Below are 21,611 nucleotides of genomic sequence, written 5' to 3' on the forward strand. Positions count from 1 at the left end.
CGATTGCTTATTCCGGTCAGTTGCCAGACCAGCCCGATATTTTACAGTATACTCGCGGCAAACTCGATCTACAGGTGAAAAAATGGCGGATGACGATGAACAGATTTACCCCTTTCAGTTTCTGGGGCCAGATGCAGTCCTCGATGCCGTTGAATCACTGGGATATGAAGCGAATGGTCAGGTCTTTGCGCTGAACAGCTATGAAAACAGGGTTTATCAAATTGGCCTGGAAGGTGGAGACAAGCTGGTCTGTAAGTTTTACCGCCCGGATCGCTGGTCGGATGCCCAGATTCTGGAAGAGCACCAGTTTTCACAGCAGTTGAGTGACCTGGAGATACCGGTGGTAGCGCCTTTGTCAATTAATGGCGACACTCTTCAGGTTTGTCAGATAGAGGGTGAGGCCTTTCGTTTTGCCGTTTTTCCCTATCAACGCGGGCGTGCTCCAGAGTTTGACCAGGATGCTCACCTTGAGGTCATCGGGCGGTTTCTGGGGCGCGTGCACCGTGTCGGAGCGCAGGCAGCATTTACACACCGGCCGGCCTTTTCCGTGCAAAGTTTTGCCGAGGATTCAGCCAGTTTTTTGCTTGAGAATGATTTTATCCCGCTATCGTTACTGCAGGCTTATGAGTCACTGAGCCAGGATCTGATGGGCAGGTTAAATGACCGCTTTCAGGATGTGGCAGGGCAGATCTCGATATTTCGGGTGCATGGTGACTGCCATCCAGGCAATGTCCTCTGGCAGGACAATACACCATTCTTTGTTGACCTTGATGATGCCCGAAACGGTCCTGCCGTCCAGGATTTATGGATGTTGCTGTCAGGCGATGACATGCAGATGCAGCGTCAGCTGGGCATCATTGTCGAAGCTTATGAGCAGTTTAATGAATTTGATGTCAGGGAGTTGGTGCTGATCGAGCCGCTGCGCACCATGCGTATGATGCATTACGCTGCCTGGTTGGCGCGTCGCTGGGTGGATCCGGCATTTCCCAGGAACTTTCCCTGGTTTGAAAGCGAGCGCTTCTGGTCAGATCATGTGCTGGCGCTGCGCGAGCAACTGGCGGCACTGGATGCGCCGCCGTTGCGCTTGTCGGTTTTTCGCTGAGCTGATTACTCGGATGCTGAAAGCAGTGTCTGGATGGCGTTGTCGATCACTTCGATATCGCCATCACGATAACCTTCGTGAATCATCTGGATGTTGCCATCACGGTCGATCAGGAACGACGTGGGCATGCCACGTACCCCATAGTCATACATGACATCAGACGTTTCATCCGCCAGCAGTGTGTATGCCAATGGTGTTTCCAGGTCGGCCAGGAATTCCTCTGCGTCACTGACCGGTGCGTCAATCGTCAGGGCCAGTACCTCAAACCCCTGGTCCCGGTATTTTTCATACAGACCATTGATTTCAGGCAAAGAGCGTAGACAGGGCAGACACCAGGAGGCCCAGAAATCGACGTATACCACTTTTCCCTGCAATTCAGAGAGTGTCGTCCTGGGATCTTCAGGGCGGACACCCGGCAGGGTGAAATCAGGAGCTGCCTGGCCGGTTTCCACGCTGTAAGCAGGAAACGCTGGCAGCGCCAGGACGGCGAATAAGCTGATTATCACGCTGGCACGACTGAATTTGTTGAATAAAATCATAGCTGTTTCAAATCCCGGTATCAGGTTCAGGCGGCTTGCAGGTTGCCGAAACTCTGCATCAGCTCCTGCCAGCGCTGGCGTTGCAGCTTCAGTCGGTACTTCACTTCACGGTATTTGTCGCGCAGCGCCAACTGATCCCACTTTTCATGCAGTTGTTCATATTGCTCGTGCAACTGGGAGGTCTTGCTGTCATACCATTCCTGGCGATGTTGCGCCCAGAGGTCCAGCGTTGTTTTCAGTTGCTGGTACTCTTCTTCCAGCTTCTCGCGCCATTTATCGGCATTGGCTAATGAGCTGCATTTTTCGCTGGCCATGCGGTATTGCATTTCCAGGCGCGCCGTCTCAATCATGAGTGGGGATACGCGCTTCAGGTCACTGGTCAGTCCCAGCCAGGAGCAACTGCGAATCAACCACTTGGTAGGGTCGTAGTGCCACCAGCGAACGCCGTTGCGGTAGTCCCACTGAAACGTATGATGATAATTGTGATAGCCCTCACCATAGGTCAGTAAGGCCAGTACCGGGTTGTCGCGCGCTGAGCTTTTCTTGCTGAACGTCTGTTTGCCCCACATGTGAGCCAGTGAGTTAATCAGATAGGTGAAGTGCTGGCTTAACACCAGTCTCAGCAAGCCGCTCAGCAGAATGCCTGCCATGATGCTGCCACCGAGGTAACCGAGGAAAGCGGGCAAGGCGATATTCATTATCAGCACCAGGGCCAGGTAATGTTTGTGCTGCCATCTAAGAATGGGGTCTCTTTGCAAGTCTTTGATGTTAGAGAAATCTTCCTTGCTGCTTTCGTAGTGGCGGACAATCCAGCCGATATGCGAAAACCAGAAACCGCGCCCGGCAGAGTAGGGGTCGCGATCATTGTTGTCGACAAAGGCATGATGTCGGCGGTGATCCGATGCCCAGTGGAACACATCATTTTGCAGGGCACAGGCTCCGCCAAGGGCGAAGATGGCGCGCAAAATGGGGTGCGCTTTGTAAGCTTTGTGTGACCATAGACGGTGGTAGCCGGCAGTGATGGAAATGCCACAAAACCCCATCATCAGTATGAATGCGACCCAGTCATACAAGGAATAACCGTATACCATACCGTACCAGGGCACCAGAATGGCGGCCAGCAACGGCGTCGAAGTAAACAGGATCATGTTGGTCCAGTTTATGGGAGCATGCTCGTCCTTGGGGGCATTGGCTGTGACGGAATCGATATTGGTTTTTTCTATCTCATGCATTAGCTACTGGGTCCGAAAGTTACTGATATAAAAAGGTTATCTGACTTTTAACTGGTTTTTCTCTGACTTTTATCTGGCTTGGAGGATGACTGGTAGATGAGTTCCGGTAACGCTGCTCATCGTGTCCAGATCAAATGTCCGTTATTATAGACAGGTTTAATGTCTGGCATATTACACGTAGACCGTTTGTAATTGAATAGAGTTCAACAATAATGGATGATCAATCACTAAAAGCCCAGCTCACTGATTTGCAAAGCCGTATGGCATTCCAGGATGACACCATACAGACTCTCAGTGATGTGATGGCCGAGCAGCAGCAACAGATATCCCGGCTGGAAAAAGCACTGGCGTTGCACCGGGAAAAACTGCTGGAATTGATGACTGACCTGGAGCAACGTGCCAGTCACAGTGGTCAGGTGGTGGACGAGCGTCCACCCCACTATTAATTGAGGGACCTGTTAATCCCTCTGGCCGATCATCAGGTTGTCAGCAAAGCTTAGTGACGCTGAATCGCGACCACATCGCTGGCCTGCAGGCCTTTATCTCCCTGGCTGACATCAAATTCAACCGGTTGCCCGTCCCGCAAGGAACGGTGACCTTCGCCACGGATGGCACGAAAATGTACAAAAACATCTTCGCCGTTATCTCTGGTGATAAAACCGAAGCCTTTGCTGGTGTTAAACCATTTGACCCGCCCTTGTTCCCGGTTATTGTCAGCGACTTTGCGGCGTGGTTTAGCTGGCTTGCGGGTGGGTTTATTTACTTTGGAGCGAGCCAGGGAAGCGTTGGCACTTAACAGACTGGCTACGAAAACAATAACAACTGACAGGATTAGTGAAACAGGTGTGGTTTGCTGGTTAAGGAAAAAAAACGGTGTACTTAATAAAGCTATAGCCAATGTTGGCGCAAAAGTGGTTCGAATCATGGAGGTACTCACACGTCTGGTTATCGCTCAGTGATTCGAGCGATTGTTCGTTATTTTGTTATAAGATAATGATTGTACCCACAACGCCGCTACTGTCAAACCGAATTCATTCATTTTCATTTGCATTCAGCCTGAATTCAGATTGTCCCGTCTATGCTGTCACTGTAAATCCTGAGAACAGGATGATAACCAGTGTTTCAGAGGTGCAAGATGAACACAAAAAAAGCAGGTCAACGAACAGCAGGGACAATGGTAAAGACATTTAAAATGGTCGCAGCAGCCACTGTAGCAGGCTTGGTTGCAACTTCTGTGCATGCGGAATCGCAATATGTTTACGCTGACGTAGTAGATGTTCGCCCTATATATCAGGCAGTGACGGTTTCCGTGCCACAGGAAACCTGTTGGCAAGAACAGGTCGCCATAAAATCATCACGACGCGAGAGTAAAACACCGGTGCTGGTAAGTACGATTGTTGGTGGTGCGATTGGTAACGCGCTGGGCAGCAACAAGTCCAGCCAACGCGTGGGTGCGGTAGTTGGTGCCGTGTTGGGGCATTCAGTTGGCCGTGATATAGTAGCTTCGAATCGTCGTCATGAGCCTGCTCGCTACGAAATGGTAGAGCACTGCGAAGTCTCGGAAGTTTACCGGGATGAAGAGCGCATGGTTGGCTACCAGGTTAAATATGAATACGCGGGTGAAATTTACGCGATTCAGACTGAGAATGACCCTGGTGACCAGATTCGATTAAGAATTGATATTACCCCCACTGTATATTGAGTAGCGTCCTGGCGGCCGTTGCCAATCCAGTCCGGGTTGACGTACTAACGGTATTTAATAAAGGCGGTCCAGGCATGTTTCACTCTCTAACTCAGCGACGGGCCATACAGGTATCTGCTCGTGTGGCTCGCCGATCGGTATTCTCGGTGTGCTGGCTGCTAGTTGCCTGTTTCACTTTGCCGAGCCAATCGGCCGAGGTCGTGGCCCAGTCCTCTGGTCAGGGCGAGACAGCGCAGGAAGTCATAGGGCCGGTCAATGAGCGTCAGGCATTACAGATTGCCAGGGCGAGATTTGAAGGCAATGTTATCAGTATTAATGAAGTTCGGCAGAATGGTCGTGTACGCTTTCGAATCCGTATGGATAATGAGGGCAATATCTTTACTGTCTATATCGACAAGGCGACAGGTGTCGTTATTGAAGGTTAGACCGTTTCTAATCGCAAGTCAGGGAGTTTCGCATGCGACTGCTGGTCATTGAAGATGCCAGTCTGCTGCAACAGCAACTGCAAAGGACGCTGGAGGGAGCCGGTTATGTGGTGGATGTGGCTGGCGATGGCCGCACTGGTCTCTATCACGCGGTTGAGTATGATTACGACGCAGCTATTATTGACCTTGGGCTGCCGGAAATTGACGGTATTGAAGTCATCAGACAAATGCGTGAAAAAGGTCGGCACTATCCGGTTCTGATTCTCACCGCCCGTGGTGACTGGCAGGATAAGGTGGCTGGCCTGGATGCAGGTGCTGATGATTATGTGGTTAAACCCTTTCAGATGGAAGAAATTCTGGCCCGACTGAATGCCTTGGTCAGGCGGGCTGCCGGCTATGCCTCCCCGGTGTTAAGCAGCGGTCCGATTGCTCTGGATAGTGCGGCAAAGCGTGTGACTTTACATGATGCGCCGGTCGATCTGACTGCCTTCGAGTACAAAACGCTTGAGTACCTGATGATGAACCGGGACAAAGTCATCTCTAAAACCGAACTGACTGAACACCTCTATGCCCAGGACTACGATCGTGACAGTAATGTGCTGGAGGTGTTTGTTCGCCGTCTGCGTCAAAAGCTCGATCCGGATCAATCATTAAAGCCAATTGAAACCATTCGTGGCCAGGGTTACCGGATTCGGGATCTGGGCTAAGGATGAGGCAGCCTGCTGCATACTCCCTGCAATCCCGCTTACTGGCCTCAGTCGCTATTCTGCTGGCAAGTTTCCTGGGCTTAACCGGCCTGGTACTGGACCGTGCCTTTCGCACCAGTGTTGAGGCTGGCGTGTCGGAACAATTACGCGTACAAATCTACGTGATGCTGGCTGCGGTTGACGAGGCAGACGGTGACTTCTATTTCAGTGAGTCTCTGCAAGAGCCAAGGTTCAGCCAGATCGGTTCCGGACTGTATGGGTTTCTCAGTAGCCCGGACGATGGTGTGCTGCTAAAGACGCAATCAGCCCTGGATGTTGAACTTCCGCTGGAAATCCTGAACTTTGCACTGGAGCGCGGTGAAACACGCTTTGACCGTGTCCAGCTTTCTGCTGATACCCGGTACTTTCTAAGCACCTATTCCGTGACCTGGGAGAATCGTGAGGAGCCTGTTTTATTTACCGTGCTGGAAAGTCAGGACCTGTATTTGCTGGAAGTGAACAATTTTCGGCGTAGCCTCTGGTCCTGGCTGGGTGGTCTGGCTGTGTTGTTGCTGGTTCTGCAATTAACTGTTCTGCGCTGGGGGCTGTCGCCATTACGCACAATGTCGCGGGAACTGGCTGCCATCGAAAGTGGTGACAGCGATAGCTTGCAGGCCCGTTACCCCAGGGAACTGGAACAGGTTACCAGTAATTTAAACCTGTTAATCCAGACGGAAAGAAAACAGCAACAACGATATCGCACAACACTGGGAGACCTGGCGCATAGCCTGAAAACACCGCTGGCCGTGATGCAGGGCGAGATTGATAATATTGGCGGCCTAAAACAGACTGACAGTCGCAATGCGAGCAGCCATCAAACTCTGCAAGAGCAGTTGGACCGAATGAATCAGCTGGTGAGCTACCAGTTGCAGCGCGCCGTTAAAAGCGAAGCTTCACCCAGCCTCAGTCGCCATGTCCCTGTTGCCACCCTGGTCGCTGGTCTTTGCCGGGCACTGGAAAAGGTCTATCGGGAGAAACCGGTTGTGATTTCTCAGCATATTGATCCGCAATTAATGTTCCAGGGCGACGAGCGCGACCTGATGGAAGTGATGGGTAATGTGCTGGATAACGCCTGTAAATACGGCAATGGCCAAGTGCGGGTCAGCTCAGTCACTGTTGCTGAAATGCTAAAGGCACTACCTCAGGAGAATACGCCTGACTTCTTTACAGGCAAGGCGGCTAACCAGGCTCTGTTGCTGATTGAAGATAATGGCGGCGGGGTGGATGACTCTCTCCAGCAACAGGTACTGGAGAGAGGGGTTCGTCTGGACACCTTAAAGCAAGGGCAGGGCATTGGCCTGGCAGTGGTCAACGATATCGTGCAAAGCTACGGTGGTCATGTTGCCATTATGCAGAGCACTTTATTCAGTGGCGCTGCCGTTGTCATTCTGCTGGAAAGCCTTCGCCAGCTCAGGTGATAAACGCAGCAGCACAAGCGACCAATGTCATCGCGAAAAGAAACCATTTGATGGTGGACTGTTTTGCGTTAATGGCAAACTTGACGCTGAGGTGACTGCCGATCATGGTGCCGACGGCTAATACCAGCCCGGGTATCCAGCGAACCTGACCAAAGCTGATGAAAATGACCAGCGCCACGGAAGTGAAAGCCAATGTGCATACCATTTTCAGTGCGTTGGCTCTGACCAGGTCATAACGCAGTCCGCCAGCCAGTGCTGCCAGCAGGATAAATCCCACACCAGCCTGCACGAAGCCGCCATAAATACCGGCCACAAACAGGCCCAGCCATGCCGAGCGCGATTCGGAAGGGGATTTCACCGGTGTACCAGCAGGTGGCGCAATAAAGTTGGGACGAATCAAAATCACCAGAGTCATGGTCAGAATCGTACCCAGCAGCAGAGGCTTCAGGGTTACATTAGGTAGCAGCGCGGCAGTGATGGCGCCAATAGCTCCGCCAATCAGTGTGGGTAACAGTATCGCCCAGACATTTCCGGTATCGAGTTTGCCGTGGTGGTGAAAGCCTCTGACCGCCACCGCACCTTGTAATACGACACCAACCCGATTGGTCGCGTTTGCCACATCCGGTGGCAATCCAAGTACCATCAGCATGGGAAGTGTTAGATTGGAACCCCCGCCAGCCAGTGTGTTTATCCAGCCGGCAATGACGCCTAAGCCAGCCAGTACCAATAACAATAGCGGATCGTATTCCATAAGATTCCCGGTGTTTTGCCAGAGCGCCTGGCGATTATAGGGAAATCAGCGCCAAGGTGCCAAAGTCTTGTCAATTCCTTTGTTTGATCGCCGATCATCCTGCAAAGCAGTAATCTGGCAGCTAGACTGCATAAGAGTGCTATACAGAAGGTTGTACGGATAATGAACGCACTATCTAAACGGCGGGGTATGGTGCTGCTGGAAATGTTGCTGGTGCTGACCCTGGTTAGCAGTGGCTTGGTGGCAATGCTCAAGATCTATGCATATAACGAAATTGTCTGGCAGCGTTTGCTCAGTAACTATTGTGATTATTTACGGCAAAGTGAAGTCAGCGGGCGGCAAGCGCTGTCCGGGACTGGAGTGGTGAGTGATTGGAATGAAAACTGGCTGCAGGGCTGTCACTCGGTCAGGTTACCGCAGCAGAGCATACCAATGTGGTCTCACTCTGATTGAATTATTGACGGCGCTGGCTTTGTCTGGTCTGGTTGCTTCGGCGTTGCTGGGCTCTGTGGGGTGGCTAAGCGATATCCACAATATGCAGAGTGAACGGATTACAGCCTGGGAGCGAGAACTGCTTGTTCGGCAAACCTGGCAACGTGCTTTTCGTCGGCTGCGTCTGGGGCTGCCGTGGGCAATATTTGAATGTGACACTGAACGCTCAGAACAGGCTGATGCCTTATTGGGTTTGCCACATATGTCCACTTTGTCAGTGGTGGGAGCTGGAGATGATGGCGCTCCGAGCCGGGCCGTGGCAGACAGTGATGTGATTTCGATTCGTCATTATGGCTGCGGTGGTTATTTCACTGAGCAATACTATGTGGGTCGTAATGCTCGTGGTGATGGCGAGGAATCTCGTGGGTTGTATTACCGGGAGCGATGGCAGGAGGAGCGTTGGAGTTACTCTCAGGAGGTTTTGCTGGGCCTGACTCGAATGCAGCTGCGACGTTGTGATCAGTCCTGTCTGCCTGGGCAGGAAGTGTCTGGGTTTCAATCAGTGCGGGGTGTTCGCATGGCATTTCACTGGCATGAGACATCGGCCCTGCCTTTTGCAGTTTCCTACCTTACATTACCGGTCAGTAATATGCGTGCGCTGCCTGGGCAGCCAGAAGATACATCAGAGCTTGGCGCTGACAACTGATGTCTGTTTGGGTTAAGAGATAACATGCAGAAGTTAAAATCATTCCATTGTACTGCTGTCAGGCAGCAAGGCTGGTTGCTGCCATTTTCTCTGCTTTATCTGGTCGTTGGTACGACATTAATGTTGTCAGAACTGGACCGGGTTGTACTGCTGTCACGTCTGTTCCAGCGTGTCATAGAACGTGAGCAGGTGCTTGTTGAGGTGACACAGGATCTGGCATGGATTCAGCAGAATGGCCTGACCGGTAGCGACTTTTATCCCGGCGCTAACGGGGTGGATCAAGGTGTTGCTCTCTGGGAGGTGATGTCACCTGCATCTGGGGTGATGGTGCAGGTGTCGGAAGCTGAAGCCGGAAGGTGTCAGTTTGATTCACAACTACAGGTCCAGACAGATATAGGCAGAGCGCAACGTCGCATTGACACCTGGTCGGTATATGGCTGTGTGTGGTTCCAGTCAGATGAGTCTGTGGTGTTTTACGTGCCCCAGACTTATTGGTGACAGGTGATCGGGGTGCCGCTACTGGTTTCCCGAATGCCATCCTGGTCACTGTCAATAGCCAACCGTGTTCGACCTGCCGAGTTGATGATAAGTTGCTGCGCTTTGGTTTTGTCGAGGTCGGCTGGGCAGTATGTGAAGCTGCCGTTTTGATAGCGCAGCATGCCTCGTTCATCAATAGTCAGGTAGTTTTGCCGGTTGAATCCTTGCCAGGTCAGTCTGCCATTAAACTGCCAGCGATGTTGAAAGATCACATCACCTTCAGCCAGGATGCTAAATCCAGTGTTCCAGTCGTCTGCACACCGGGCTGTCTGACCAGCTTCCAGCCCACAGAGCCTGACTGGCTTTCCCAGGAGAATCGCTTCGGACCTGGCCAGCCGAATGCCATCTGCCAGGCGCTGCAACTGCTGACGGGACGTCAGGCGTGAGGAATAATCGGCTTGCGGCAGGGAAAGCGCAGTCAGAGTTGTTATAATAGCCAGCACAATCAGCAACTCAATCAAGGTCCATCCGTGATTTTGCATGGGTAATACCATTCCTTCGGCATCGTTGATGTTCTTGTTGAGTTATTAGCAGATCCAGTAAGAGTGGGTGGGTTTTTGATAGATTTTCTTGTCTGTGGCGCCGGTATTTCCGGCTTGCTTGTTACACGCGAGCTTCTGGAACGCGGAGCCAGCGTTATGCTCATAGATCGCGGCAGTATTGGTAGCGAAGCTTCTTGGGCGGGCGGCGGGATTGTCTCTCCCCTGTACCCCTGGCGTTACAATGATGCGGTAACAGCGCTGGCGACTCGTGCCCAGCATGCCTATCCAAAGCTGGTAGCACAGCTGCAATCTTCAACCGGAATTGATGCGCAACTCAATGTCACCGGGTTAATGATGCTGGAAGCGGATGACAGTGACAGAGCATTAGCCTGGGCAGAGCACAATGGTCATGAAATGGCCTCATGGTCACCGGAGGATATTTATGCACGGGAACCGGGATTGGCCGTCGGGTTTACCGAAGCGTTGTGGATGCCAAAGATCGCTAATGTGCGTAACCCCAGGTTATTAAAAGCACTGCAGCATTATGTTGCCAGCCATCCCAATGCATCTATTGCAGAGCATTGTGAATTACTTGGGCTGAACTGCACGCAAGGTCGGGCAGAATCTGCTGTACTCGGTCTGGGCGGCAGCAGCCGCAAGGTGGAAATGGGTCAGGTTATCATGACAACCGGGGCCTGGACCGGTAACCTGCTGCAGCAGTCACAGGCGGTGTTGCAGGTGGCTCCCGTGAAAGGTCAGATGCTGTTGTATCAATCGGAAAAACCATTATTAAAAGGTATGGTGCTTAATAAAGGACGATACCTGATCCCCAGAAATGATAACTTGATTCTGGCAGGCAGCACGCTGGAATTTGAAGGTTTCGATAAAGTGGCGACGGCATCTGCAGCTGAAGACCTGCATACTTCGGCAACGGCGATGTTACCGGCTTTGTCGACAACACCACGAATAGGGCATTGGGCAGGTCTGCGCCCCGGCAGCCCCAGAGGAGTGCCATACATTGGTTATCTGCCAGGTTTGCAGAATGTTGCCGTCAATGCCGGACATTATCGCAACGGCCTGGTGCTCGCTCCGGCCTCTGCTGAATTGCTGGCGGACATTGTCATGAATGAAGTGCCTGGGCTTGATCCAGCACCGTATAGCCCAGTCATGCGTTTACATGACCGGGAGTCAGAACGTCACGGATTGGGGGCGCCGCAAATGGGTCCAAAGTGGCAGTCGCCAGCGATAGAGCTGAACATATCTGATGCCTGATACGAGAGTGGTGTCATTGGCAGGAATGATGAGAGGGTAAGGTAATAAATGAATTTAACTGGCAGGGAATCAGTACATGAATCAGCTTAATGTGGTCATGGCCCAGCTCAATTTTCTGGTGGGTGACATTCCCGGAAATACACAGCGCATTATTGAGACCGCGCAGCAGGCAATCACGGAACACGAAGCACACCTGGTGATTTACCCGGAGTTGAGCCTGACAGCTTATCCGCCGGAAGATTTACTGCTGCGGCCGGCATTGTGCAAACGCGTCGAACGGGCGCTACAGCAAATCTGTGACGCTAACTTGCCAGGCTGTCTGGTTGTAGGCTTTCCACACAGTGAGGGTGAGCTTCTCTATAATGCATTAGCTGTTATCGATCACGGCAAACTGATTGCCAGGTACCGAAAGCAGTGCCTGCCTAATTATCAGGTGTTTGACGAGCGACGTTATTTCTCTGAGGGCGAAGAGCCTTGTGTTGTCTCGTTGTTTGGTAGCCAGGTTGCTTTTACGATTTGTGAAGACCTTTGGCATGAAGAACCTATGCGACAGGCAGCAGAGGCAGGTGCGCAACTGATGGTTAATATCAACGCCTCACCTTTTCATACTGATAAACTGGAACAGCGCATTGCCTTGCTGGAAAATCGGGCTAAAGCACATGCCATTCCGATACTGTATGTGAATCAGGTGGGTGGCCAGGATGAGTTGGTGTTTGATGGTTATTCCATGGTTGCAGATGCCAATGGGCAGGTATCAGTTCCCGGTGCCGGATTTGCTGAAGCAATGGTACCGGTGACACTTTCACTGGTCGGGCAAGGACAGTTCGCTGTGCAAAGCCAGCACGAAACAGGCAAGGAATTGGCCACCAGGCTGTCGCTGGAGAAGCGCTGCTATGATGCCATGGTGCTGGGTTTGCGCGATTACGTACATAAGAATGGCTTTAAAGATGTCATGTTGGGCCTCTCTGGTGGCATTGATTCCGGATTGACCCTGGCTATTGCAGTAGATGCGCTGGGGGCAGAGCATGTCACAGCAGTGATGATGCCTTATCGCTATACATCTGACCTGAGCCTTTCATTAGCCGCAGAGCAGGCCAAGCGTCTGGGCACCCGATATGAGATATTACCGATCAACAAGGCGTATGAGTCTTTTGCAGAGATACTGGAAGCGCCGTTTGCCGGCAAGGCCGTTGATCTGACCGAGCAAAATATTCAGGCCCGTTGCCGGGGCATTTTGCTGATGGCGCTGTCCAATAAATTTGGTGCACTGGTATTAAGTACGGGCAACAAAAGTGAGGTCGCTGTCGGATACTGCACGTTGTATGGTGATATGGCGGGTGCTTTCAATGTGCTGAAAGATGCCAGCAAGACACTTGTGTACCAGCTGGCGCGTTACCGTAACAATGTGGCAGCCGAGGCCGGGGAAGCAGATGCGATTCCTGAGCAGGTTATTACACGCCCCCCTTCAGCAGAACTGGCGCCGGGACAGAAAGATGAAGACAGCCTCCCTCCTTATGACAGGCTCGATCAGATCATCTCCCTGTATGTTGAACAGGATTACAGTACGGCAGATATTGTTAAAGCCGGTTACGACAAAGATGAGGTTGGCAAGGTGGCGCGTCTGATCGATATTAATGAATACAAGAGACGACAGGCATCGCCTGGTGTCAGGTTGACGCTAAGGGCGTTCGGGCGTGACAGACGTTATCCGATCACCCAGGGCTGGAAAAGTGAGGTCGTGTAAATGACAGAAGCAGGTATGCAGGCGCAGGTCGAACAGATTATGCGAGATGCACAGCGATTTCTCGATCGTTTTGTGTCAGATGAAAGCAACTTGGCAAAAGTCGCTGCAGCGGCTCAGCTTATGACAGGCAGCCTGGAAGCAGGCCATGCTATTTACAGCTGTGGTAATGGTGGTTCCATGAGTGATGCCATGCACTTTGCTGAGGAGTTGACCGGACGATACCGAGATAACCGCCCCGGGTTGGCGGCTACAGCCATCAGCGACCCGGGCCATTTGTCATGTGTCGCCAATGACTTTGGGTATGAGTATGTGTTTTCCCGCTATATAGAGGCAAGAGGCCGGGCCGGGGATGTATTGCTGGCCATCAGTACCAGTGGCAGTAGCAAAAATGTGATTAACGCCTGTAAAGCAGCCCGGGATGCTGGCATGAAAGTGGTGAGCCTGACAGGGGCGCCGGGTTCTAAATTAGGGGAGCTGGCGGATGTTGATCTGGCGGTTGGGGAAAGCAATTACGCAGACCGGGTTCAGGAGATGCACATCAAAGTCATTCACAGCCTGATCGAACTGATTGAACGCCATTTCTTTGCCGGTAACTACGATTAATCAAGTCGTTACGATCAAGCCACTAACTTCGTATAGCCAGCCAGCTCAGTAACAGAAAGCCTAATGATAAGAAAGGAGCAGTCGCCTGAGAGTGGCGCTGCTCCCCTTTATTCTGGTTTATTCTTCGACAGGGGTGCCGGGAGGCGGTTCTGTCGGGGTCACTGTTTCATCAGCGCTACGACCCAATGCACCAAAGGTGATGATGTTCAGTAATGAGCGTCCTTGTGGCTCCAGGCCGCTGGTGTCAGGCGCCAGTGAGCGCTCTGGACGTTTGGTGGGAGCAAGCGGTGTATCGTCAACGTTGCTGCCCAGCAGGCCGAAGCTGACGGTATACAGCAGAGAAGGATCGGTGACGTGATTACGAACAATAAACTCGCCATCATCACTTAGTGTGGGATGCTCCGGATAATTTTCTCTCAGCAATGCCAGTGATGTATCGGCGAGGTCATTCAGGCCCAGTCGCAGATAACATTCGACCATAATGGATACGGCATCTGCTACCACCGGGCTGCCCTGGAAATTTTCCACAACGTAACGGCCCCGATTCAGCGCTGCCACGTAAGCGCGTCGCTCCATGTAGTAGTTGGCGACATGAATTTCGTAGCGTGCCAGGTTATTGCGTAGGAAAATCATTCTGGCCCGTGCGTCTGCGGCGTAATCGCTTTGCGGATACAAAGACAGCAGAATGGAGAACTCATTGAAAGCATCGCGGGCCCGGCTGATATCACGCTTGGAGCCGTCGGTTGGCAGGAAGCGGCTGACCAGACCACTGTTTTCGGAGAAGCTGGCGACACCTTTGAGATAATAAGCGTAATCAATGCTGTCATGGTCCGGGTGCAGGCGGATGAACCGGTCGGCGGCAGCACGCGCGGCTTCCAGATTACCACTTCGATACTGGGCATACATCATTTCCAGTTGTGCCTGAGATGCGTACTGACCAAAAGGGAAGCGCGATTCAAGCGCCTGATAGGTTCGCACCGCACCGCTGAAGTTGGATGCATTCAGTTGGCGGTTCGCTGTGCGATAGAATTGCTCTTCTGTCGACAGCGCCGCAAATTCGTCTCGCTCTTCCCTGTCGAAGACAGAGCATGAGACACTGCCTAGCAGCAAGACTATGAGTAGCAGATTTCGCACTTTCTTGACACCTCAATCCGTCGGAAACCGACTATAATAACGTTTTCAGGTCGGCTATTTAACCACAGCAAGCCGTCATAACCCAAGGCCGGAGCCGATATGCACGAAACTATTCAACGGCAAGCAACTGTTCCCCTCGAAATGGAGGGTGATCGCTTAGACCAGATTGCTGCCAGTTTGTTCAATGAATTCTCACGGGCTCGCCTGCAGCAGTGGATCAAGGCGGGGGATCTGACGGTTAATCGAGAAAGCCGCAAGCCCAAGGATAAGCTGCTCAGCGGTGATGAGTTATATTTACACACGGAAATGCATATTTCTGATGAATTGCCTGCAGCCGAACCGATTGAGCTGGATATCATTTATGAAGATGGCAGCGTTATTGTCATCAACAAGCCCGCTGGGATGGTTGTTCACCCGGCGGCAGGCAACCGTGCTGGTACGCTGTTGAATGGCTTGTTGCATCATTGCCCTTCTCTGGAACAGATTCCTCGGGCAGGTATTGTGCACCGACTCGACAAAGACACAACAGGCCTGATGGTGGTGGCAAAAACCCTGCAAGCCCACCATAGCCTGGTGAAACAGCTGCAAAAACGCACTGTCACCCGTCTTTATCAGGCTGTTGTCGTCGGTGTACTGACAGGAGGCGGAGTGGTGGATGCACCGCTAGGTCGGCATCCGGTGCATCGCAAGAAGCGAGCTGTAGTAGATGATGGCAAGGATGCAGTGACTCACTATCGGCTGTTGGCTCGCTATCGCGCTCATACACGTGTGCAATGTCAGCTTGAGACCGGCAGGACGCATCAGATCCGAGTGCACATGGCTCATATCCGTAACCCCCTGATCGGTGACCCCGATTATGGTCGGCGCCTGGCTATTCCAGCCGGGGCATCTGCCGAACTTGCTGATGCGTTGCGAGGTTTCCGTCGTCAGGCGCTGCATGCCTGGAAGCTGTCGCTGGTGCATCCGGAGACTGGTGAAGAGAAGACCTGGGAGTGTCCTTTGCCGGATGATATGCAAGCCTTGATTGGCGTGCTGGAACGTGACCTGGCCCAAGATCAGGCCAGAGGCGGCTGATAATGAATTTGGTCCGTCATCCAGGCAGTAAACTGGAGGTCCTGTCCCCGGACTGGCACCTGCCGGCTGGTGTTTCTGCGATGGTGACGACCCGCAAGGGCGGAGTCAGCCAGTCTGGCTATGGCTCACTAAATCTGGGTACGCATGTTGGCGACGAGCCTGCCAATGTCAGGCGCAATCGTGATCGTTTACGGCGGTGGCTGCCTGATGCCGTCACTATCCAGTGGCTGAAACAGGTACATGGAACTAAAGTTGCCAGGTCACGTCAAAGGCGCCTGGCGCCCGGCTTCAGACTGGGAGTCTATACCGCCGATGCCTGCTCTGTTACCCAGCCCAATATCGCGGCAACGGTTCTGACAGCTGATTGTCTGCCCGTGCTGTTTGCTGCGGAAGACGGTCAGCAGGTGGCAGCAGCGCATGCTGGCTGGCGCGGGTTGCTGGCCGGTGTACTGGAAGAAACTGTGCTCACTTTTAAGCGGAGTCCGGCCAGTATCACCTGTTGGTTGGGGCCTGCGATTGGTCCTTGTCATTTTGAAGTTGGTGGTGAGGTCAGAGCTGCCTTTCTTGCGTTTGAACAAGCAAGGGCCAGGGATCCAGAACCTGTAGCTGCCTGCTTCCGGCTTACCCGGGAATCCCCGACAGCTAAATACCTGATGGATATCTATGCAGTGGCCCGGCTACGGTTGCATTATGCCGGTGTGAAAACTGTCTCTGGCGGAAATTTCTGTACGGTCTGTGATCGTGAATACTGGTTTTCCTATCGTCGCGATGGAGCCGTTTCCGGGCGGATGGCCAGCCTGATCTATTGCAGTAACTCATAGCGTGCCAGCTGTTCTTCTCGAATCCTGCTGACTATTTGATCTTTATCAAACAATCCGAGCTTGAATTCTCATTTGCTGCCGCCATTTATATATTATGAATATAGAACTGTGTTGCTGCGTCACCTGTCGTGATGTGTGCCGGTATTGAGGTGGTTTTATGAGAATGGATCAGTTAACAAGTAAGTTGCAATCCGCATTAGCTGATGCGCAGTCTATTGCGCTGGGTCAGGACAATCAGTTTATTGAGCCCGTCCATGTTATTCAGGCCATGGTTGAGCAGAAGGGCGGGTCCGTTCGGCCTTTGCTGGCTCAAACGGGTTTTAATCTGAATGAATTGCGTAAAGGGCTCAAGGCGATCATCGACCGGCTGCCAAAAGTCGAAGGCGGTGGTGGTGATGTGACCATGTCCAACGAGTTGGGCCGGTTAATGAACCTGGCTGACAAAATCACCCAGAAAAACGGCGACAGCTTTATCTCCAGCGAGTCTGTGTTGCTGGCTGCAATGGCGGATAAAGGTGAGCTTGGGCAGTTGCTTAACAGTTTTGGTGTCACCGAGCAGGCACTTAAAAATGCCGTTGATAATTTGCGTGGTGGTGAGAAAGTCACGGATGCTGAGGCTGAAGAAAGTTATCAGGCACTGAATAAGTATTGTGTCGATCTGACAGAGCGTGCCGAAAGCGGCAAGCTGGACCCCGTCATCGGGCGTGACAGTGAAATACGCCGCACCATCCAGGTGTTGCAGCGCCGTACCAAGAATAACCCGGTTCTTATCGGTGAGCCCGGCGTAGGTAAAACAGCCATTGTCGAAGGGCTGGCGCAGCGTATTATCAATGGCGAAGTCCCGGAAGGCCTGAAGGACAAACGCATACTTGCGCTCGACATGGGAGCCTTGATTGCTGGTGCCAAATTCCGTGGTGAGTTTGAAGAGCGACTGAAAGCTGTCCTGAAAGAACTGTCCAAACAGGAAGGTTCCGTCATTCTCTTTATTGACGAAATACATACCATGGTGGGTGCGGGTAAAGCCGATGGTGCCATGGATGCTGGCAATATGCTCAAACCTGCCTTGTCACGTGGTGAGCTGCATTGCGTTGGGGCAACAACGCTGGATGAGTACCGACAGTACATAGAAAAAGACGCGGCGCTGGAGCGGCGTTTCCAGAAAGTCATTGTGGATGAGCCTACTGAGGCAGATACCATCGCTATTTTGCGTGGTCTGAAAGAGCGTTACGAAGTACATCACGGGGTGCAGATCGCAGATGCCGCGATCATTGCGGCAGCACGTTTATCCCAGCGTTACATTCCTGACCGTCAGTTGCCGGACAAGGCGATTGACCTGATCGATGAAGCGGCCAGCCTGATCCGTATGGAGATTGATTCCAAGCCGGAAGAGATGGATCGGCTGGAGCGTCGCCTGATTCAGCTCAAAATTGAGCGTGAAGCCTTGAAAAAAGAAAGCGATGAAGCGTCCAGGAAACGTCTGGAAAAACTGGCTGATGAAATCAAAACGGTCGAGCGTGAGTTTGCCGACCTGGATGAAATCTGGAAGGCAGAAAAAGCCTCTGTGCAGGGCACGCAATCGATCAAGAGTAATCTGGAGCAAGCCCGGGCGGACCTGGAAGTGGCTAGACGTGCCGGTGACCTGGCCCGTATGTCTGAGCTTCAATACGGCATTATCCCGAAACTGGAAAAGTCGCTGGATATGTCCACCCATGCCGAAATGCTGGACATGAAATTACTGCGTAATCGGGTAACAGAAGAAGAGATTGCTGATGTGGTGGCGCGCTGGACAGGCATACCAGTCTCGAAAATGCTGCAGAGTGACAAGCAAAAATTGCTGGAAATGGAAGATGCCCTGCATCAGCGAGTGATGGGGCAGGATGAAGCTGTTTCGGCGGTTGCCAATGCAGTGCGACGTTCGCGTTCGGGGCTCTCGGATCCGAACAGGCCTAATGGTTCGTTCCTGTTCCTGGGGCCAACAGGTGTCGGTAAGACCGAACTGTGCAAAGCGCTGGCGGAATTCCTGTTTGATACGGAAGAGGCCATGGTTCGTATCGATATGTCCGAATTCATGGAGCAGCACTCGGTGGCCCGGCTCATTGGTGCTCCTCCTGGTTATGTCGGTTATGAGGAAGGAGGGTATCTGACTGAAGCGGTCAGAAGGCGCCCTTACTCGGTGTTGTTATTGGACGAGGTTGAAAAAGCCCATCCCGATGTTTTCAATATCCTGCTGCAGGTGCTGGATGATGGCCGTCTGACCGATGGTCATGGCCGGACAGTGGATTTCCGTAATACGGTGATTGTGATGACATCCAACCTGGGGTCAGACCGTATTCAGGAAAACCTATCCAGTGATGATCTGATCAATGATGCGACCACCTATGCCAAGGTAAAAGAAGATGTGCTTGCCGTGGTTTCACGTCACTTCCGGCCAGAATTCATCAATCGAATTGATGAAACGGTGGTCTTTCATCCGCTGCTGGCGTCGCAAATACGTGGTATTGCAGAGATTCAGATTGATCTTCTGGGTCAGCGGCTGCATGACAATGATCTGGCGTTGCAGGTCAGTGATGCGGTACTGGACCGGTTGTCTGAGCTGGGTTATGACCCGGTATATGGCGCCCGGCCCTTAAAGAGGGCCGTACAAACCTGGGTTGAGAATCCTTTGGCTCAGAAAGTGATTCAGGGCTTCTATGTTCCTGGCGACACTATCACGATTGATCTCAACGATGGCGAACTGGTCTTTGACAAGCAAGAGAAGTTGTAATCGCGCTTGACAATCCCTGTATTCGTGGGAAAATTATCGGTTCTGATCCGCCTGCCTTTTTCGGGCAGGCGGACAGTGCAGACTGAGAAGGTAATCCCCTCCCCAAATCTGCTTTAGCCGGGGTATGACATAAAGTGTCTTCCCGGGACTAATGCTTAGGTGTCAGACAACATCCACCTATGGCTTCAACCGTTACCGCGCATGAAGCCAGCATGAGTCAGGACTTAAGAGGTTTGCTGGTTCAGCACCGTCTTGTGTCTGGCTTGTGTTTCGGAGCTGTTATACAGTTCCCTTAATCTTTATATTAATGACAGAACACGCATACAGAACGGGATATCGTAAGCATACGGTATGCCGATTTGATGTTTGTTATATCAATCTTTTGAAAAGAGGCTTAGACAGTGGAATTGCTCTCTGGTGGTGAAATGCTGATTCGTGCGTTGCACGACGAAGGTGTTGAGCTGCTGTTCGGATACCCGGGCGGCGCCGCACTGCATATTTACGATGCGATATTCAACCAGGACAAGGTGGACCACATTCTGGTACGACACGAGCAGGCTGCGACTCACGCAGCTGATGGTTATGCCAGGGCCACCGGCAAACCTGGTGTGGTACTGGTCACGTCAGGGCCAGGTGCCACCAATGCCATTACCGGCATTGCGACGGCATTTATGGACTCAATCCCGATGGTGGTTATCTCAGGACAGGTTGACAGCTCGTTGATCGGTACTGATGGTTTCCAGGAAACGGACATGGTGGGTGTTTCGCGCCCGATTGTGAAACACAGCTTTATGGTGCAGCGCGCCGAAGAAATTCCGGAAATTGTGAAGAAGGCGTTTTATATTGCGACAACTGGCCGTCCAGGCCCGGTTGTTATCGATATACCCAAGGATGTGACGGATCCTGCCCGTAAAGTTAAGTATCAGTATCCGGATTCTGTGAAAATGCGGTCCTATTCGGTACCCAGCAAAGGACACACCGGCCAGATCAAGAAGGCGGTGGAAATCCTGCTGGCTGCGAAACGGCCCGTTATCTATGCAGGCGGTGGCGTGATACAGGGTAATGGCTCAGAGTTGCTGACTGAACTGGCAAGGATGCTGGGCTATCCAGTGACCAATACCTTGATGGGGCTGGGAGCATACCCGGGCACCGACGAACAGTTCCTGGGTATGCTGGGCATGCACGGTACCTATGAGGCCAACATGGCCATGCATTTCAGCGATGTGGTGCTGGGTATCGGGGTGCGTTTTGATGACCGTGTCACGAATGCGGTGAATAAGTTTTGCCCCGGTGCAAAAATTCTCCATGTGGATATTGACCCGGCTTCTATCTCCAAGACCGTGACAGCGGATGTACCGATTGTTGGCTCCGTATCCACTGTCCTGGAAGAGATGATCGACTTGATCAAACAGTCCGACAGCCAGGTGGACAGTAAGTCACTTGAACTGTGGTGGCAGCAAATTGAAGGCTGGCGCGAGAAAGAGTGCCTGAAAGTAGAGGCCTCAACTGATGACAGCATCAAACCGCAACAGGTGGTTCAGGCAGTTTACAAAGCTACAGGTGGTAATGCTTATGTGTCCTCAGACGTAGGTCAGCACCAGATGTTTGCGGCTCAGTATTATGTCTTTGACAAACCGCGGCGCTGGATCAACTCCGGTGGCCTGGGCACCATGGGCTTTGGTTTTCCGGCTGCCGTTGGTGTACAGCTTGCTTACCCTGATGCTGTTTCAGTCTGTATCACTGGTGAAGGCAGTATTCAGATGTGTATCCAGGAACTGGCAACCTGTATGCAGTATGCATTGCCGATCAAGATTGTATGCCTGAATAACCAGGCGCTTGGCATGGTCAAGCAATGGCAGGACATGCAGTATGGAGGGCGCCATTCGCATAGCACTTACTCGGAGTCATTGCCTGATTTCGTTAAGTTGATGGAAGCATACGGCCATGTGGGTATTCGCATCGATAAGCTGTCCGAGCTTGATGAGAAAATGGCTGAGGCATTTGCCATTAAAGATAAACTGGTCTTTATTGATGTTTCGGTAGATGCAACGGAGCACGTGTATCCGATGGCGATCAAAGGCGGATCGATGAAAGATATGTACTTGAGTAAAACGGAGAGAACCTGAC

21 protein-coding genes and 1 pseudogene are annotated in these 21,611 nt (G+C 52.2%); 16 read left to right on the plus strand and 6 right to left on the minus strand.

Features of this window, described 5'->3' with window-relative positions:
- Nucleotides 1-82: 82 nt before the first annotated feature.
- Complete coding sequence (locus PSCS_RS07290) at nucleotides 83-1,102, plus strand: serine/threonine protein kinase (protein ID WP_068811302.1); 1,020 nt, start codon at nucleotides 83-85, stop codon at nucleotides 1,100-1,102.
- A gap of 5 nt (nucleotides 1,103-1,107) precedes the next feature.
- Here the strand turns inward: PSCS_RS07290 and PSCS_RS07295 are convergent, their stop codons facing one another.
- Together PSCS_RS07295 and PSCS_RS07300 are read right to left on the minus strand one after the other, a co-directional pair.
- Complete coding sequence (locus tag PSCS_RS07295) at nucleotides 1,108-1,641, minus strand: peroxiredoxin family protein (RefSeq protein WP_068811304.1); 534 nt, start codon at nucleotides 1,639-1,641, stop codon at nucleotides 1,108-1,110.
- Between the two features lie 26 nt (nucleotides 1,642-1,667).
- Nucleotides 1,668-2,873 carry an acyl-CoA desaturase gene (locus PSCS_RS07300; RefSeq protein ID WP_082866423.1) on the minus strand — a complete coding sequence of 402 codons (1,206 nt, stop codon included), beginning with the start codon at nucleotides 2,871-2,873 and terminating at the stop codon, nucleotides 1,668-1,670.
- Nucleotides 2,874-3,085: 212 nt separating this feature from the next.
- On the opposite strand from PSCS_RS07300, the gene PSCS_RS07305 reads away from it, so the two are divergent.
- On the plus strand, nucleotides 3,086-3,319 hold the full coding sequence (locus PSCS_RS07305; protein ID WP_068811306.1) for a SlyX family protein: 234 nt from the start codon (nucleotides 3,086-3,088) through the stop codon (nucleotides 3,317-3,319).
- A 50-nt stretch (nucleotides 3,320-3,369) separates the two neighbouring features.
- On the opposite strand, the pseudogene PSCS_RS16120 reads toward PSCS_RS07305, so the two are convergent.
- Nucleotides 3,370-3,585: pseudogene (locus tag PSCS_RS16120) on the minus strand (cold-shock protein); the annotation flags it as partial.
- Nucleotides 3,586-4,047: 462 nt separating this feature from the next.
- Between PSCS_RS16120 and PSCS_RS07315 the strand changes: the two are divergent.
- The 4 genes from PSCS_RS07315 (at nucleotide 4,048) to PSCS_RS07330 (ending at nucleotide 7,164) form a co-directional block, all read left to right on the plus strand.
- On the plus strand, nucleotides 4,048-4,575 hold the full coding sequence (locus PSCS_RS07315) for a glycine zipper 2TM domain-containing protein (protein WP_157885654.1): 528 nt from the start codon (nucleotides 4,048-4,050) through the stop codon (nucleotides 4,573-4,575).
- 74 nt (nucleotides 4,576-4,649) lie between these two features.
- Complete coding sequence (locus tag PSCS_RS07320) at nucleotides 4,650-5,000, plus strand: PepSY domain-containing protein (protein WP_157885655.1); 351 nt, start codon at nucleotides 4,650-4,652, stop codon at nucleotides 4,998-5,000.
- 32 nt (nucleotides 5,001-5,032) lie between these two features.
- A complete protein-coding gene (locus tag PSCS_RS07325; protein ID WP_068811310.1) occupies nucleotides 5,033-5,707 on the plus strand; it encodes a response regulator transcription factor in 675 nt (224 codons plus the stop codon).
- 2 nt (nucleotides 5,708-5,709) lie between these two features.
- On the plus strand, nucleotides 5,710-7,164 hold the full coding sequence (locus tag PSCS_RS07330) for an ATP-binding protein (RefSeq protein WP_068811312.1): 1,455 nt from the start codon (nucleotides 5,710-5,712) through the stop codon (nucleotides 7,162-7,164).
- On the opposite strand, the gene PSCS_RS07335 is transcribed toward PSCS_RS07330, so the two are convergent.
- Entirely contained in the window at nucleotides 7,157-7,915 is a 759-nt protein-coding gene (locus PSCS_RS07335; RefSeq protein WP_068811314.1) for a sulfite exporter TauE/SafE family protein, read from the minus strand. The two genes, PSCS_RS07330 and PSCS_RS07335, sit on opposite strands and share 8 nt — an antisense overlap.
- A 162-nt stretch (nucleotides 7,916-8,077) precedes the next feature.
- On the opposite strand from PSCS_RS07335, the gene PSCS_RS15880 reads away from it, so the two are divergent.
- The 3 genes from PSCS_RS15880 to PSCS_RS07350 are packed head-to-tail and all read left to right on the plus strand — an operon-like array spanning nucleotide 8,078 to nucleotide 9,551.
- On the plus strand, nucleotides 8,078-8,368 hold the full coding sequence (locus PSCS_RS15880) for a hypothetical protein (protein ID WP_068811316.1): 291 nt from the start codon (nucleotides 8,078-8,080) through the stop codon (nucleotides 8,366-8,368).
- A 19-nt stretch (nucleotides 8,369-8,387) separates the two neighbouring features.
- On the plus strand, nucleotides 8,388-9,053 hold the full coding sequence (locus PSCS_RS07345) for a hypothetical protein (protein ID WP_229694682.1): 666 nt from the start codon (nucleotides 8,388-8,390) through the stop codon (nucleotides 9,051-9,053).
- Between the two features lie 24 nt (nucleotides 9,054-9,077).
- Nucleotides 9,078-9,551 (plus strand): hypothetical protein, encoded by a 474-nt coding sequence (locus tag PSCS_RS07350; RefSeq protein ID WP_068811320.1) that lies wholly within the window; start codon nucleotides 9,078-9,080, stop codon nucleotides 9,549-9,551.
- On the opposite strand, the gene PSCS_RS07355 is transcribed toward PSCS_RS07350, so the two are convergent.
- Nucleotides 9,542-10,072, minus strand: coding sequence for a GspH/FimT family pseudopilin (locus PSCS_RS07355; protein WP_068811322.1), 531 nt, complete (start codon nucleotides 10,070-10,072; stop codon nucleotides 9,542-9,544). The genes PSCS_RS07350 and PSCS_RS07355 overlap by 10 nt on opposite strands.
- 63 nt (nucleotides 10,073-10,135) lie before the next feature.
- Here PSCS_RS07355 and PSCS_RS07360 point away from each other — a divergent pair, with 63 nt between their 5' ends.
- From PSCS_RS07360 to gmhA, 3 genes are all read left to right on the plus strand, one after another.
- Nucleotides 10,136-11,344, plus strand: a complete 1,209-nt coding sequence (locus PSCS_RS07360; RefSeq protein ID WP_068811324.1) for an NAD(P)/FAD-dependent oxidoreductase — start codon at nucleotides 10,136-10,138, stop codon at nucleotides 11,342-11,344.
- A 76-nt stretch (nucleotides 11,345-11,420) separates the two neighbouring features.
- Nucleotides 11,421-13,088 (plus strand): NAD+ synthase, encoded by a 1,668-nt coding sequence (locus PSCS_RS07365; RefSeq protein WP_068811326.1) that lies wholly within the window; start codon nucleotides 11,421-11,423, stop codon nucleotides 13,086-13,088.
- A complete protein-coding gene (gmhA, locus tag PSCS_RS07370; RefSeq protein ID WP_229694683.1) occupies nucleotides 13,089-13,691 on the plus strand; it encodes a D-sedoheptulose 7-phosphate isomerase in 603 nt (200 codons plus the stop codon). It begins immediately after the preceding gene.
- 117 nt (nucleotides 13,692-13,808) lie between these two features.
- On the opposite strand, the gene PSCS_RS07375 is transcribed toward gmhA, so the two are convergent.
- Nucleotides 13,809-14,825, minus strand: a complete 1,017-nt coding sequence (locus tag PSCS_RS07375; protein ID WP_068811327.1) for an outer membrane protein assembly factor BamD — start codon at nucleotides 14,823-14,825, stop codon at nucleotides 13,809-13,811.
- Nucleotides 14,826-14,924: 99 nt separating this feature from the next.
- Here PSCS_RS07375 and rluD point away from each other — a divergent pair, with 99 nt between their 5' ends.
- The 4 genes from rluD (at nucleotide 14,925) to PSCS_RS07395 (ending at nucleotide 21,610) form a co-directional block, all read left to right on the plus strand.
- The gene (gene rluD, locus PSCS_RS07380) at nucleotides 14,925-15,899 is read left to right on the plus strand and encodes a 23S rRNA pseudouridine(1911/1915/1917) synthase RluD (protein ID WP_068811329.1); all 975 of its coding nucleotides are present in this window, start codon (nucleotides 14,925-14,927) and stop codon (nucleotides 15,897-15,899) included.
- Nucleotides 15,900-15,901: 2 nt separating this feature from the next.
- A complete protein-coding gene (gene pgeF, locus PSCS_RS07385; protein WP_068811331.1) occupies nucleotides 15,902-16,720 on the plus strand; it encodes a peptidoglycan editing factor PgeF in 819 nt (272 codons plus the stop codon).
- Between the two features lie 157 nt (nucleotides 16,721-16,877).
- On the plus strand, nucleotides 16,878-19,484 hold the full coding sequence (gene clpB, locus PSCS_RS07390; RefSeq protein WP_068811333.1) for an ATP-dependent chaperone ClpB: 2,607 nt from the start codon (nucleotides 16,878-16,880) through the stop codon (nucleotides 19,482-19,484).
- A 401-nt stretch (nucleotides 19,485-19,885) separates the two neighbouring features.
- Nucleotides 19,886-21,610: an acetolactate synthase 3 large subunit gene (locus PSCS_RS07395; protein ID WP_068811335.1), complete on the plus strand. Its 1,725-nt coding sequence runs from the start codon at nucleotides 19,886-19,888 to the stop codon at nucleotides 21,608-21,610.
- The last annotated feature ends 1 nt before the right edge of the window (nucleotide 21,611 follow it).

The sequence above is a fragment of the Pseudohongiella nitratireducens genome (assembly GCF_001642735.1).
Taxonomy (GTDB): Bacteria; Pseudomonadota; Gammaproteobacteria; order Pseudomonadales; family Pseudohongiellaceae; genus Pseudohongiella; species Pseudohongiella nitratireducens.